The sequence below is a fragment of the Streptomyces sp. MBT53 genome (genome assembly GCF_016654115.1).
Classification (GTDB): Bacteria; Actinomycetota; Actinomycetes; order Streptomycetales; family Streptomycetaceae; genus Streptomyces.
Genome location: NZ_JAEQAZ010000008.1, coordinates 1 through 14586, shown reverse-complemented (window position 1 = coordinate 14586; position 14586 = coordinate 1). Strand labels below are relative to the sequence as shown.

The 14586-nt window shown below is 68.7% G+C and carries 6 protein-coding genes and 1 tRNA gene; 1 reads left to right on the top strand and 6 read right to left on the bottom strand.

Features of this window, described 5'->3' with window-relative positions:
• Positions 1 to 43 precede the first annotated feature (43 nt).
• The 4 genes from JHN45_RS04760 to JHN45_RS04745 form a co-directional block, all read right to left on the bottom strand.
• A complete protein-coding gene (locus JHN45_RS04760; protein WP_201048129.1) occupies positions 44 to 904 on the bottom strand; it encodes a helix-turn-helix domain-containing protein in 861 nt (286 codons plus the stop codon).
• 267 nt (positions 905 to 1171) lie between these two features.
• Positions 1172 to 3877 (bottom strand): DNA translocase FtsK, encoded by a 2706-nt coding sequence (locus JHN45_RS04755; RefSeq protein ID WP_201048128.1) that lies wholly within the window; start codon positions 3875 to 3877, stop codon positions 1172 to 1174.
• Positions 3878 to 4000: 123 nt separating this feature from the next.
• Positions 4001 to 4684, bottom strand: coding sequence for a two-component system response regulator (locus JHN45_RS04750; RefSeq protein ID WP_200714639.1), 684 nt, complete (start codon positions 4682 to 4684; stop codon positions 4001 to 4003).
• A 286-nt stretch (positions 4685 to 4970) separates the two neighbouring features.
• Positions 4971 to 10439, bottom strand: a complete 5469-nt coding sequence (locus JHN45_RS04745; protein WP_201048127.1) for a HAMP domain-containing protein — start codon at positions 10437 to 10439, stop codon at positions 4971 to 4973.
• A gap of 384 nt (positions 10440 to 10823) precedes the next feature.
• Here JHN45_RS04745 and JHN45_RS04740 point away from each other — a divergent pair, with 384 nt between their 5' ends.
• The gene (locus JHN45_RS04740) at positions 10824 to 13574 is read left to right on the top strand and encodes a SpoIIE family protein phosphatase (protein ID WP_201048126.1); all 2751 of its coding nucleotides are present in this window, start codon (positions 10824 to 10826) and stop codon (positions 13572 to 13574) included.
• A 51-nt stretch (positions 13575 to 13625) separates the two neighbouring features.
• On the opposite strand, the gene JHN45_RS04735 is transcribed toward JHN45_RS04740, so the two are convergent.
• Positions 13626 to 13701 (bottom strand) — tRNA-Thr (locus JHN45_RS04735).
• A 95-nt stretch (positions 13702 to 13796) separates the two neighbouring features.
• On the bottom strand, positions 13797 to 14459 hold the full coding sequence (locus JHN45_RS04730) for a DegT/DnrJ/EryC1/StrS family aminotransferase (protein WP_200717767.1): 663 nt from the start codon (positions 14457 to 14459) through the stop codon (positions 13797 to 13799).
• Positions 14460 to 14586 lie beyond the last annotated feature (127 nt).

Below are 14586 nucleotides of genomic sequence, written 5' to 3'. Positions count from 1 at the left end.
GCCGATCTTGGCCAACCCCTTGAGCAACCACCCGCCGGACGGGTTATCCGACCTCGGGGTCGCCCTTCGTGTACGTGAGGCGCTCCACGGCTCCGGGCTGGAAGTCGTCCTCGATCTTCTTGCCGTTGACGTAGAGCTGGATCGCGCCGGCGTCGCCGAGGATCAGGTTGACCTTCGAGCTGTCCTGGAAGGTCTTGGACTCGCCCTTCTTGAGGAGTCCGTCGAAGAGCATCCGGCCGTTGTGGTCCTTGGCGGAGATCCAGCTGCGGCCGTCGACCGCGATCACCTGGACCGTCACCTTGTCCTGCGGCGCGGCGGCGATGGCGCTGTCGGAGGGGTCGGACTTGGGGGTGGCGGAGTCGGTGTTCGAGGGTGTCGGCTTGGCGGGTTTGCTGGCGCTGGGCGAGGCTCCCTGGGCGACCTGCGACTTGGCGTCGCTGTCGGTGTCGCCGCCCTTGAAGGCGGTGAACCCGACGAAGCCGACCACCGCGACGATCGCGGCGACCATGGCGGCGGTCCAGTTGGGCCCACGCCGTTCCGGACGGATACGTTCCGCCTCGAACAGGGGTGCCGCCGGCGTCGGAGCCGGGCGGCCGCCGTGATCGTCGTCGTAGCGCGCGAGGAGCGGAGCGGGATCGATGTGGACGGCCCTGGCGAGGGTCCGGATGTGCCCGCGCGCGTAGACGTCACCGCCGCAGGGCGTGAAGTCGTCGGCTTCGATGGCGTGCACGATGGCGATGCGGACCCGGGTGACACTGCTGACGTCGTCGACGGTCAGCCCGGCGGCGATACGTGCCTGCTGCAGGGCTCGGCCGACGGAAGGGCGGGCTGCTTCCTCATGACCGTCTTCGGAGTGTCCGTCTTCGAACGGACGCTCGTCTTGAGGGGAGTTGCCGATGGACACGGGGGCGCCTTTCGAGCGTGTAGCCGCCTGTGCTGGAGGTTCAGTCTAGGGGGGGTATGAAAGGGTGGGGCAACCGGGCGGTGGGACTTTGTACGCCATCGGTATGGCCGGACAGGCCGATGGCGGGCCAGACACGGACCCCGTGGTGGGAGCCCCATCTGTCCTCTCGCTCAACTTGACGTACGGCAAAGGGAAACGGTTGCCCGACGATCTCTAACGGGTGAGTCACGGCCGGTCGCACCCCCTTCGGGAAGCGCCTACCCGTTCCTAGCCCTCGGACTCCCCGCGGATCACCGCGAGCACGCCGTCCAGCTCGTCGCCCTTCACAAGGACGTCACGAGCCTTGGACCCCTCGCTGGGTCCGACGATGCCCCGGGACTCCATGAGGTCCATGAGCCGCCCGGCCTTGGCGAAGCCGACGCGCAGCTTGCGCTGGAGCATCGAGGTGGACCCGAACTGCGTGGACACGACCAGTTCGGCCGCCTGGCACAGCAGATCGAGGTCGTCGCCGATGTCCTCGTCGATCTCCTTCTTCTGCTTGGTGCCTACGGTGACGTCCTCCCGGAAGACCGGGGTCATCTGGTCCTTGCAGTGCTGTACGACGGCGTGGATCTCGTCCTCGGTGACGAAGGCGCCCTGCATACGGGTGGGCTTGTTCTGACCCATCGGCAGGTACAGCCCGTCGCCCTTGCCGATCAGTTTCTCCGCGCCGGGCTGGTCGAGGATGACCCGGGAGTCGGCGAGCGAGGAGGTGGCGAACGCGAGCCTGGAGGGCACGTTCGCCTTGATCAGACCGGTGACGACGTCCACGGAGGGGCGCTGTGTCGCGAGCACCAGGTGGATGCCGGCCGCGCGCGCGAGCTGCGTGATGCGCACGATCGAGTCCTCGACGTCCCTCGGGGCGACCATCATCAGGTCGGCGAGCTCGTCGACGATCACCAGGAGGTACGGATAGGTCTTGAGCTCGCGCTCGCTGCCGTCCGGCGTCTTCAGCTTGCCGTCGCGGATCGCCTGGTTGAAGTCGTCGATGTGCCGGTACCCGAAGGCGGCGAGGTCGTCATACCTGAGGTCCATCTCGCGTACGACCCACTGGAGCGCCTCGGCGGCCCGCTTCGGGTTGGTGATGATGGGCGTGATCAGGTGCGGGATGCCTTCGTAGGCGGTCAGTTCGACGCGCTTGGGGTCGACGAGGACCATGCGGACGTCCTCGGGGGTCGCGCGGCACATGATCGACGTGATCAGGCAGTTGATGCAGGACGACTTGCCGGAGCCGGTGGCACCGGCCACCAGGATGTGCGGCATCTTCGCCATGTTGGCCATGACGTAGCCGCCCTCGACGTCCTTGCCGAGCGCCACGAGCATCGGGTGGTCGTCCTCGGCCGCGTCCGCGAGGCGCAGGACGTCTCCTACGTTGACCATCTCCCGGTCCGTGTTCGGGATCTCGATGCCGACCGCGGACTTGCCGGGGATCGGGCTGATGATCCGCACATCGGGGCTGGCGACGGCGTAGGCGATGTTCTTCGTGAGAGCGGTGATCCGCTCCACCTTGACGGCCGGGCCGAGCTCCACCTCGTAGCGCGTGACCGTGGGCCCGCGCGTGAAGCCGGTGACGGCGGCGTCGACCTTGAACTCGGAGAAGACGTTCGTCAGGGAGGCGACCACGGCGTCGTTCGCGGCGCTGCGCGCCTTGCCCGGGCCCCCGCGCGTGAGGAGGTCGAGCGAGGGCAGCGAGTACGTGATGTCGCCGGAGAGCTGGAGCTGCTCGGCGCGCGGCGGGAGGTCCCGGACCTCCTCCGGGGGCGCCTTCGTGAGGTCCATGACCTCGGCCTTGAGCTTCTCCTGCTTGGGCCGCGCGGCGGGGGCCGGGACGGGCGTCGGGGTGGTGTCCTCGCGGTCGCCCCCGACCCGTACGCCCTGGGTGAGGTCGGCGACGATCGGCGAGGGCGGCATGCCGTGCAGGACGGCCCCGTCGAGCGCGGCTGCGGCGGCCGCTGCGACGTCCACGGCGTCCATGGGGCGGTGCATGTCGGGCTGGGGCACCGCGGAGCGCCTGGGGCGGCTCCGGCGCCTGGTGAGGGCCTCCTGCTCCGCGCTGTCGGGGTCGTACGCCTCGGGGTCGCTCCCGCGCTTGCGGGTGCGCGCGGGCAGCGCCTCGCGCCACTGCTCGTCGTAGCGCTCGTCGTCCTCGCCGAACTCGTCCTCTTCCTCGGGGTCGTGGACGATGCCCAGCTTCACCCCGAGCAGCCGCAGGCGCTGCGGGATGGCGTTGACGGGCGTGGCCGTGACGACCAGCAGCCCGAAGATCGTGAGCAGCACGAGCAGGGGTACGGCGAGCACCTCGCCCATGGTGTACGTCAGCGGGGTCGCCACCCCCCAGCCGATGAGGCCGCCGGCGTCCCTTATCGCCTGCATGCCGTCGCTGCGGGCGGGCGCGCCGCAGGCGATGTGGACCTGGCCGAGGACGCCGATGACGAGCGCGGACAGGCCGATCACGATGCGGCCGTTGGCCTCGGGCTTCTCCGGGTGGCGGATGAAGCGCACGGCGATCACCGCGAGCAGTATCGGCACGAGCAGGTCGAGGCGGCCGAAGGCGCCCGTCACCAGGATCTCGACGAGGTCGCCGACCGGACCGCGCAGATCGGCCCAGGTGCCGGCGGCGACGATCAGGGCGAGGCCGAACAGAAGCAGTGCCACGCCGTCCTTGCGATGCGCCGGGTCGAGGTTCTTCGCGCCCTGCCCTATGCCGCGGAACACGGCGCCGACGGCGTGCGCGGTGCCGAGCCAGATGGCGCGCACGAGCTTGACGATGCCACCGGTGGGGCTGGGCGCGGGCTTGGGCGCCGGGCGGGCGGTCTTCTTGGCGACCGCCTTCTTCGCGGGCGCCCTTTTCGCGGCGGCCTTCTTCGCCGGAGCCTTCGCCGGAGCAGCCCTCTTGGCGGGCTGCTTCTTGGCTGCGGAGGGACGTGAGGCCATAGGTGTGAGGTTACCTGTGGAGAGCGCAGGGGACACGTGTGCCCACTGCTTCACCCGTTCGTGTCGCCCGTACGGGACAGGCAACTGACGCGCGCTCACGCACAACTGCGCCCGCGGCGGACGTCAGTTCTGTGACGGGAGCGAAGGTGCTCCGGTGCCGGTGCCCGGCTCCAGGGCGTCGAGTGCCCGGCGCAGCCCGGTGAGTTTGCGTTCGAGATGGGCCGCGGTGGCCACGGCAGCCGCGTCCGCCGACTCGTCGTCGAGTTGCTTGGACAGGGCCTCCGCCTGCTCCTCGACGGCCGCGAGCCGCGCGGACAGCTCGGCGAGCAGTCCGGCCGGTTCCTTGGCCGCACCGACCGCGGGCTTGCCGCCGCCCTCCAGCTGGAGCCGCAACAGCGCCGCCTGCTCCCGGAGTTGGCAGTTCTTCATGTACAGCTCGACGAAGACCGAGACCTTCGCGCGCAGCACCCACGGGTCGAACGGCTTGGAGATGTAGTCGACCGCGCCCGCCGCGTACCCCCGGAAGGTGTGGTGCGGGCCGTGGTTGATCGCGGTGAGGAAGATGATCGGGATGTCCCGGGTCCGCTCCCGTCGCTTGATGTGCGCGGCGGTTTCGAAACCGTCCATGCCCGGCATCTGGACGTCCAGCAGAATAACCGCGAAGTCGTCCGTGAGCAGTGCTTTGAGCGCTTCCTCTCCGGACGATGCCCGAACCAGTGTCTGATCGAGCGCAGAGAGGATGGCCTCCAGCGCCAGCAGATTCTCCGGCCGGTCATCGACCAGAAGGATCTTGGCCTTCTGCACCATGGCCCGCCCTCCTCGCCCCGGATGTGCACCGGGCGCCGCCCCAGAGGACGGCTCTCTTGCGCCGCCCGTCCTTGTGCCGGTCATGGTAGCCGCACCCCGCCTGTCGCCACACCCTGTCACCGCGATGTCACTGTGCACGAAGCAGAAACGTAGCGGGAGACCAGAAGGTTCCCCGAATCCCGTGCCTCTACACGGCTTCGGACACACTGAGTCAGCAACTCCGCGTGCACACCGAACGTTCCCCGCGCCGTTCCCACTGCTTTCCCGTCAGGTCCGATCGTTTCCGTCACTCCGGACGCATCCACTGCTCCATCACCGACAACAGGTGATCGGGATCGACCGGCTTGGTGACGTAGTCCGAGGCGCCGGACTCGATCGCCTTCTCCCGGTCGCCCTTCATCGCCTTCGCGGTCAGCGCGATGATCGGCAGCCCGGCGAACTGCGGCATCCTGCGGATCGCCGTCGTCGTCGCGTATCCGTCCATCTCGGGCATCATGATGTCCATCAGAACGACCGTCACATCGTCGTGCTGCTCCAGGACTTCGATGCCCTCACGGCCGTTCTCCGCGTACAGCACGGACAGCCCGTGCTGCTCCAGGACACTCGTCAGCGCGAAGACGTTGCGGATGTCGTCGTCGACGATCAGCACCTTCTCCCCGTTGAACCGGATGCCCCGGCGCGACGGGGGCGCGGTCTCCTCGGACGCCCACTGGTCCCGCACGGTCTGCCCCAGCAGGGCGGACTGCTCCACGGCCCTACGACGCCTCCTGAAGAGCGCGGCGGCACCGTTCTGCGTCTCGTGGTACGACTTCACCTCGGCCGGCGTCTCGATGCCCACCTCGCTCCGCTCCGACAGCTCGGCGAGCTCCGCGGCGGACGACGCCACGAGGTCGCCCGCCTCCAGCGCGGGCAGCTGCTGGTAGCCCTGCGGGGGCAGTTCGCTCGGGTGCAGCGGCAAATACAGCGTGAACGTCGAACCGCGTCCCGGTTCGCTCTGCGCGAAGATCTCACCGCCGAGCAGCTGCGCGATCTCCCGGGAGATCGACAGCCCCAGGCCCGTGCCGCCGTACTTGCGGCTGGTCGTACCGTCCGCCTGCTTGAACGCCTCGAAGATGACCCGCATCTTGCTGCCCGCGATCCCGATCCCGGTGTCGGTCACCGAGAACGCGATCAGGTCGGCGTCCGCGTCCCGCAGCGAACCGGCCTCCAGGAGCTGCTCCCGGATCGCCACCGGCACATCCGCGCCGGCCGGCCGGATGACCAGTTCGACCGCCCCGGAGTCGGTGAACTTCACCGCGTTGGACAGCAGGTTGCGCAGCACCTGGAGCAGTCGCTGCTCGTCGGTGTGGAGCGTGGCGGGCAGTTCGGGCGACACCCGTACGGACAGGTCGAGGCCCTTCTCCGCGGTCAGCGGACGGAAAGTGGCCTCTACGTAGTCGACGAGTTGGACGAGCGCGATGCGCGTCGGGGAGACGTCCATCTTGCCCGCCTCGACCTTCGACAGGTCCAGGATGTCGTTGATCAGCTGGAGCAGGTCGGACCCCGCGCCGTGGATCGTCTCGGCGAACTCGACCTGCTTCGGGGAGAGGTTCCCCTCCGCGTTGTCGGCGAGCAACTTGGCCAGGATCAGCAGCGAGTTGAGCGGTGTGCGCAGCTCGTGCGACATGTTGGCGAGGAACTCGCTCTTGTAGCGCATCGATACGGCGAGCTGCTCGGCGCGCTCCTCCAGGACCTGCCGGGCCTCCTCGATCTCGGTGTTCTTGACCTCGATGTCCCGGTTCTGCTGGGCCAGCAGCTCGGCCTTCTCCTCCAGTTCGGCGTTGGACGACTGGAGCGCCTTCTGCCGGTTCTCCAACTCGTCCGACCGCTCCTGGAGTTGCTCGGTCAGCTCCTGGGACTGCTTCAGCAGCAGCTCCGTCTTGGTGTTGACGGAGATGGTGTTGACGCTGGTCGCGATCATCTCGGCGATCTGGTTGAGGAAGTCCTTCTGGATCTGCGTGAAGGGCGTGAAGGAGGCCAGCTCGATGACGCCGAGCACCTTCCCCTCGAACAGCACCGGAAGCACGATCACCTGCGCGGGCGGTGCCTCCCCGAGCCCCGAGGAGATCTTCAGATAGCCGCTGGGCGCGTTCTCCACGAGGATCGTGCGCCGCTCCTGGGCGGCCGTCCCGATCAGCGCCTCACCGGGCCTGAACGACGTCGGCATGGAGCCCATGGAGTAGCCGTAGGACCCCAGCATGCGCAGTTCGTACGCCTCTTCGCCCTCCGCGTCCGCCAGGGGCAGCGCGAGGAAGAACGCGCCGTGCTGCGCGGAGACCACCGGTGTCAGCTCGCTCATGATCAGCGAGGCGACGTCGTCCAGGTCGCGGCGGCCCTGCATCAGCGCCGAGATGCGGGCGAGGTTGCCCTTGAGCCAGTCCTGCTCCTTGTTGGCGATCGTGGTGTCGCGCAGGTTGGCGATCATCTTGTTGATGTAGTCCTGGAGTTCCTGGATCTCGCCGGACGCGTCCACGTCGATCTTCAGGTTCAGGTCGCCCCGGGTCACCGCGGTCGCCACGCGCGCGATGGCACGCACCTGGCGGGTCAGGTTCCCGGCCATCTCGTTCACCGACTCGGTGAGGTCGCGCCAGGTGCCGTCGACGTCACGCACGCGTGCCTGGCCGCCCAACTGGCCTTCCGTGCCCACCTCGCGGGCCACCCGGGTGACCTCCTCGGCGAAACTGGACAGCTGATCAACCATGGTGTTGATCGTCGTCTTGAGTTCCAGGATCTCGCCGCGGGCGTCAATGTCGATCTTCTTGGTCAAGTCGCCCTTGGCGATGGCCGTGGTGACCATCGCGATGTTGCGCACCTGACCGGTCAGGTTGGACGCCATGCCGTTCACCGAGTCGGTGAGGTCCTTCCAGGTGCCCGCGACCCCCGGTACGTGCGCCTGGCCGCCCAGGATGCCGTCCGTGCCCACCTCACGGGCCACCTTGGTGACCTGGTCGGCGAACGAACTCAGCGTCTTCACCATGGTGTTGAAGGTGTCGGCGAGCTGCTGGACCTCGCCGCGCGCCTCGATCGTCACCGTCCGGGTCAGGTCGCCGTTGGCGACGGCCGCCGCGACCTGGGAGATGTTCCGCACCTGCATGGTCAGGTTGTTGGCCATCAGGTTGACGTTGCCGCTGAGGTCCTTCCAGATGCCCGTGATGCCCGGCACATGCGCCTGGCCGCCCAGGATGCCCTCGGTGCCCACCTCACGGGCCACCCGGGTCACCTGCTCGGCGAACGACGACAGTTGATCAACCATGGTGTTGACCGTCGTGACGAGCTCAAGGATCTCGCCCTTCGCGTCAACAGTGATCTTCTTGGACAGGTCGCCCTTGGCGACGGCTGTCGTGACCTCGGCGATCTGGCGCACCTGGATGGTCAGGTTGTTGGCCATGAAGTTCACCGACTGCGTGAGATCCTTCCAGGTGCCGGAGACACCCTGCACCTCGGCCTGACCGCCCAACTGCCCCTCGGTGCCCACCTCGCGGGCCACACGCGTGACCTCCTCGGCGAACGAGGAAAGCTGGTCGACCATCGTGTTCAGGGTGTTCTTCAGCTCCAGGATCTCCCCGCGCGCGTCCACGGTGATCTTCTGGGACAGGTCACCCCGGGCGACCGCGGTAGCGACCTGCGCGATGTTGCGGACCTGGGCGGTGAGGTTCCCAGCCATGCCGTTCACCGAGTCCGTCAGATCGCGCCACACACCGGCGACACCGGGCACCTGCGCCTGCCCGCCGAGCCGGCCCTCCGTGCCCACATCGCGGGCCACCCGGGTCACCTGATCGGCGAACGCGGACAGTTGATCAACCATCGTGTTGATGGTGTTCTTCAGCTCCAGGATCTCGCCGCGTGCGTCCACGTCGATCTTCTGGGACAGGTCGCCCTGGGCCACCGCCGTCGTCACCTGGGCGATGTTGCGCACCTGGGAGGTCAGGTTCCCGGCCATCGAGTTGACGGAGTCGGTGAGTTCCTTCCAGGTACCCGAGACGCCGTCCACGCGCGCCTGCCCACCGAGCCGGCCCTCGGTGCCCACGTCCCGGGCCATGCGGGTCACCTGGTCGGCGAACGACGACAGTTGGTCGACCATCGTGTTGACGGTGTTCTTCAACTGAAGCATCTCGCCGGAGACATCGACGGTGACCTTCTGCGACAGATCGCCGTTGGCCACGGCCGTCGTCACCTGGGCGATGTTGCGCACCTGGCCGGTGAGGTTGCGGAATGCAGTGTTGACCGAGTCGGTCAAGTCCTTCCATGTACCGGCCGCGCCCGGCACCTGCGCCTGGCCGCCCAACTCGCCCTCGACACCGATCTCGCGCGCCACGCGCGTGACCTCGGCACCGAACGAGGACAGTTGATCAACCATCCCGTTGACGGTGTTCTTCAGCTCCAGCATCTCGCCGGCCACGTTCACCGTGACCTTCTGGGACAGGTCACCGCTCGCCACCGCGGTCGTCACGGCGGCGATGTCCCGCACCTGGATCGTCAGGTTCCGGAAGACCGTGTTCACCGAGTCGGTGAGGTCCTTCCACGTCCCCGCCGCACCCGGCACGTTCGCCTGCCCGCCGAGCTGCCCCTCGGCACCGACCTCGTTGGCCACCCGCGTGACCTCGTCGGCGAAGGTGCGCAGCGTCTCGGTCATCTGGTTGATCGTCTCGGCGAGCTGGGCGACCTCGCCCCGCGCCGACACGGTCACCTTCTGCGACAGGTCACCGTTGGCGACGGCCGTCGTCACCTGGGCGATCCCGCGCACCTGGGCCGTCAGGTTGCCGGCCATGATGTTGACCGAGTCGGTGAGGTCCTTCCACACCCCGGCCACACCCGGCACCTGCGCCTGGCCGCCCAACTCACCCTCGGTGCCCACCTCGCGGGCGACTCGCGTCACCTCGGAGGAGAACGAGGACAGCTGGTCCACCATCGTGTTGACGGTGTTCTTGAGCTCCAGCATCTCGCCGGCGACATGGACGGTGACCTTGCGTGACAGGTCACCCTTGGCGACCGCCGTGGTCACCAGCGCGATGTCCCGCACCTGGGCCGTCAGCCGGTACGCCATCGTGTTGACGGACTCCGTGAGGTCCTTCCAGGAGCCCGACATGCCACGCACGCGTGCCTGCCCGCCGAGCTTGCCCTCGGTGCCCACCTCGCTGGCCACGCGGGTGACCTCGTCGGTGAACGTGGACAGTTGATCAACCAGATTGTTGACCGTCCGCCCGACCTTCAGGAACTCCCCGCGCAGCGGATGCCCGTTCCCGTCGTCCTGCGCCTGCGTCCGCAACTCCATGCGCGGCGACAGATCACCCTCGGCCACCGCGGAGAGCACCCGTCCGACCTCTGAGACGGGCCGTACGAGGTCGTCCACGAGGGCGTTGGAGGCATCGATGGCCGAGGCCCAGGAACCCTCGCAGGCGCCCGTCTCCAGCCGCTCGGTGAGCTTTCCCTCACGCCCGACCATCCGCCGTACCCGCGACAGCTCACCCGTGAGGTGCAGATTACGGTCGGCCACCTCGTTGAACACGGCGGCGATCTCCGACATCTCGCCGTCGCCGGACACCGTGAGCCGCTTGCGGAAGTTGCCGTCCCGCATGGCGACCAGAGCGGTCAGCAGCCGGTCCAAGGAGGCCGCGTCCACTTCCGTGGTCCCATTGCGCGGTTTGCGCTGGTTCTTCAGGGACTGTCCGCCTTTCGCGCGCGTCTTGGTGGCCCGCGTCGCTGCGCCAGACTCCACTGTGTCCCTCCCGCAGGGGTCGACCGTTGCTGCTACTGCTGTACTGGGTGCTGCTGCTCGGCGTTTCGGTCACTGCCGCGTATCTCTGCCCGGTTCACCGGCCTTCAACAAAGCCTGCTGCCCGCAGTACACAGAAGACACCCGGCCTGCCCGGACCTTCACCAGAATCCTGCCCAGTGTTTCACCCTGCCTGAACCAGGCCATAACAGTTCGGCAGCTTCGCACACGGTCCGCACACCCTGAGGACGGAAACACTGCGGACCGGCATCCGCATGGACGGTGAAGGTAAGTAACCTTGCATGCGGCTGTCCAGCCGCGCCGGTTCCGTCCGGCCTGGGCGGTGGCACGAGCACGAGCGGGCAGGCATCGGAGGGGCACCGCACCATGACCACCGGACTGCATCCTGGAGGAACGCCCCAGGATCCCCCGCCGACCGGGAACCAGCCGTTGCCCCGGCAGGCGCCGATCGGCCATGGGCCCCTGCCCGCCGACAACAGGCCGAGGAGTTCTGTGATCACCGCGCGCGCGGCAGCCAGCTTCGAGCCCGCCGGACGATCGGTCGCCACCGCGCGGTCGTTCGTCCGCGACACCCTGCAGGGCTGGGGCTTCGCCGACATCGTCGACGACGCCGTGGTCCTCACCAGCGAGCTGGTGACCAACGCCGTGGTCCACGCGGGCACAGCCGCGGATGTTCTGTGCCTACGGAGTGACGACGGCGTGCGGATCGAGGTCGCCGACCACTATCCGGAGCGCGAGATCCCCCTCCAGGGGGCCGCGATCACCATGAGCAGCCCGGACCGCGAGGGCGGACGGGGCCTCCAGCTGTGCGCGGCCCTGGCCAGCCGCTGGGGCGTCGACTACACCCCCACGCAGAAGCTGGTCTGGTTCCAACTCGACCTCCCCGCCCGCCCGGTGGGCACCCGCGCGGCCGGCCCGTCCCTCCCGGCCGCCCTCCTCCCGCTCGCCGACGGCAGGGTCCGTGTCGCGGTCGTCCAGATCGACCGTACGGGCTCCATCGCGTCCTGGAACGAGGACGCCGAGGAACTCTTCGGCTACGCCCCCGAACAGGTCACCGGCAAGCCCCTGACCGACCTCGCGGCCTGGCCGCACACCCCGGGCACCAGCACCGGCATCGCCGAAGCACTGCGCCTCTCCCGCTGGGAGGGCAGTTACGGCATCCGCGGCGCCGACGGCCGCGTGATCCCGGTGTACGCCTCCCACCTCCGTGTGCGCGACACCGGCGGCGAGCCGTCAACCGTGTGCCTCCTGGTAAGGGACCACGAACGCGCGGTTCTGCAGACCCCGTTGCGCGGCCCCGCCCCCGACGCCGCGTCCACCCCGGACGGCCAGAACACCGATCCCTTCGAGGTGTTCATCGGCTCCCCCGCGCCGGACGACCTCGACGGTCTCCTCCAGCGCACGGTCGAGCGCGCCCGCGACATGCTCGACGGAGACTCCGCCTTCCTCCTCCTCGCGACCGACGACGAAACGGAGTTGGAGGTCCGCGCCTCCACCGGTCTGCCCTCCGCACGCCAACGCTTCGCGCGCGTGCCCGTCGAAGCGGGCCCCGGTCGCTACGGCTCCGCCCGCATGCCGGCCGTCCACGAGGACCTCCAGGCCGTCCCGGGCGCCGTACCGCTCCTCAGCGGCACCGGAATGCGCTCGGTCGTCACGGTCCCCCTGAAGGTGGAGGGCCGCCTCACCGGCTCCCTGGGAGTCGCGGCCGAAGGCCCCAACAAGTACTCGAACGAAGAAGCCCTCCGCCTCCAATTCGCCGCCGACCGCATCGCGTTGGCGGTCGAGTCGGCCCGCCTGGGCGAACTCGAGCGCCTGCGCCGCGGCTCGCTCAGCTTCCTGGTGGAGGCCTCCGACCTCCTCGCCGGCACCCTGGACCGCGACCAGACCCTGGCCCTGATGGCCCAGATGACGGTCCCGACCCTCGCCACCTGGTGCGCGGTCTACACGATCGCCGACCAGGCCTCCGACCCGTACCTCTCGTACGTCTTGCACGAGGACGAGGAACTCATCGACGGCATCAAGTCGTTGCTCTCGAAGATCGCCCCTCCGGACCCGGTACCCACCCCCGGCGCCCGCGTCTGGGCCGCCCCCGCCGAAGCCGCCCACCAGGCGGCTCTGCGCACCTCCATGCGCAGCCTCGGCCTCGGCGAACCGACCCGCCGCGTCAGCTCGGGCATCGGCCCAACCCTCGCTACGGCGTCCGCAGTTGGCGGCGAAACAGTCGTCCTCCCCTTGGTCGCCCGCAACCGCGTCATCGGCATGCTGACCCTCGGCAAGCCCACCGACGAACACTTCCGCCAGGAAATCCTGGAACTGGCCGAGGACTTGAGCCGCCGAGCCGCCCTCGCCCTCGACAACGCCCGCCTGTACTCGGAGCGCACGGCCATCAGCCAGTCCCTCCAGCGCAGCCTCCTGCCCCCCGACCTCCCGCACATCGAGGGCGTGGAGGTCGAAGTCATCTACCGCGCGGCCGGCGAAGGCAACGAAGTGGGCGGCGACTTCTACGACTTGTTCCCCATCCGCGACGGCGTCTACGGCTTCGCCATCGGCGACGTCTGCGGCACAGGACCCGAGGCAGCCGCGGTCACCGGCCTGGCCCGCCACGCCCTCCGCCTGCTCGCCAGAGAGGGTTTCGGCGGCCCCGCGGTCCTGGAGCGCCTCAACTCCGCGATCCTCGACGAGGGCGCCCGCAGCCGCTTCCTGACCCTCCTCTACGGCGAGTTGTGGCCCCAGGAGGACGGCAGCGCCAAGCTGAAGGTGGTCTGCGCCGGCCACCCCCTCCCGCTCCGCCTGCGCCAGGACGGCACGGTCGAACCGGCCGCCGAACCGCAGCCCCTCCTCGGCGTCATGGACGACCTGGAGCTCTACGAGCAGACGGTCACCCTCGACCCCGGCGACGTCCTCCTCTGCGTCACGGACGGCGTCACGGAACGCCGCGAAGGCACCCGCATGCTGGGCGACGACGGCCTCACCGACGTCCTCACCACCTGCACGGGCCTGACGGCCGGCGCGGTCGCGGCCCGCATCATGCGCGCGGTCGAACGCTTCGCGTCGGACGCCCCGTCCGACGACATGGCCATCCTCGCCATGCGGGTCCCGGGCCTCCAGAAGGACTGACACCCCAACACGCAAAAGGCCCCGCCCAATTGGGCGGGGCCTTTCAGTTACTGGAGCCCTCTAACGGAATCGAACCGTTGACCTTCTCCTTACCATGGAGACGCTCTACCGACTGAGCTAAGAGGGCCTGTCGCTTTCCCGAGGTTTCCCTCGCGGCGACGAAAAGAATCATACCCCGAACAGGCCCGTGTGCCCAACCACCGCAGCCCGACCCCGACTCGGTCAGAATGCGGGCTGCAACAGTCCCCCGAGCGCGTTGCACGCGGACACGATCCGCTGCATCTCCCGCTTGGTCAACGAGGCGTCGACCGGTAGCGCGAGCGTCTCGTCCGCGGCCCGCTCGGTCTCGGGCAGCGCCACGCACCGACGGAATTCCGGCAGCCGATGCACAGGCGTCTTCACCGGCACCCGGCACTCAACTCCCCTGCCCCGCACGGCCCGAGCGAAGGCGTCACGATCCGGCCGCCCGTTCCCCGGCACCCGCACGACGTACTGCTGGTAGGTGTGCCCGTCCCCACCATCGGGCGTCCGCACCCCACGCAGCTTCGCATCAAGATAGGAAGCCCGCTCCCGCCGCTGAGCCACCTCGTCGTACGGCGCCTCGGACTCCCCCTGCTGCAACACCAGCAGCCCATGCCGCTGCCCGACCCCGAGCAACCGCGCGACATCAGCGGACCGACCGAATCGATGTACGACAACTATCGCCGCGGTACGCGGAGTTACGGCCGCTTCGACAGCGGACGCGTCGAGGCAGTAGGTCACCGGATCTATGTCGGCGAACACCGGCAGCCCACCCGCGAGAGTGACGGCCTCAGCGACTTCCACGTTCCCGAACGCCGGCACGACGACCTCGTCACCGAGTCCGACGCCTGCGGCCCTGAGCATTGCAGCAGTACCCATGCTCGGATGGTGATTGTGCAATGTGAACTTCAAGTGACGCCCAACAAAAAAGGGTTGGACCCCGAACCGAAGTTCAGGGTCCAACCCTTATCAATATTTGTTCGGCGGCGTC

Coding starts and splice junctions, on each gene's coding strand:
- JHN45_RS04730 (WP_200717767.1), bottom strand. CDS start 14,459: ATGCTCAGGGCCGCAGGCGTCGGACTCGGTGACGAGGTCGTCGTGCCG.
- JHN45_RS04750 (WP_200714639.1), bottom strand. CDS start 4,684: ATGGTGCAGAAGGCCAAGATCCTTCTGGTCGATGACCGGCCGGAGAAT.
- JHN45_RS04755 (WP_201048128.1), bottom strand. CDS start 3,877: ATGGCCTCACGTCCCTCCGCAGCCAAGAAGCAGCCCGCCAAGAGGGCT.
- JHN45_RS04740 (WP_201048126.1), top strand. CDS start 10,824: ATGACCACCGGACTGCATCCTGGAGGAACGCCCCAGGATCCCCCGCCG.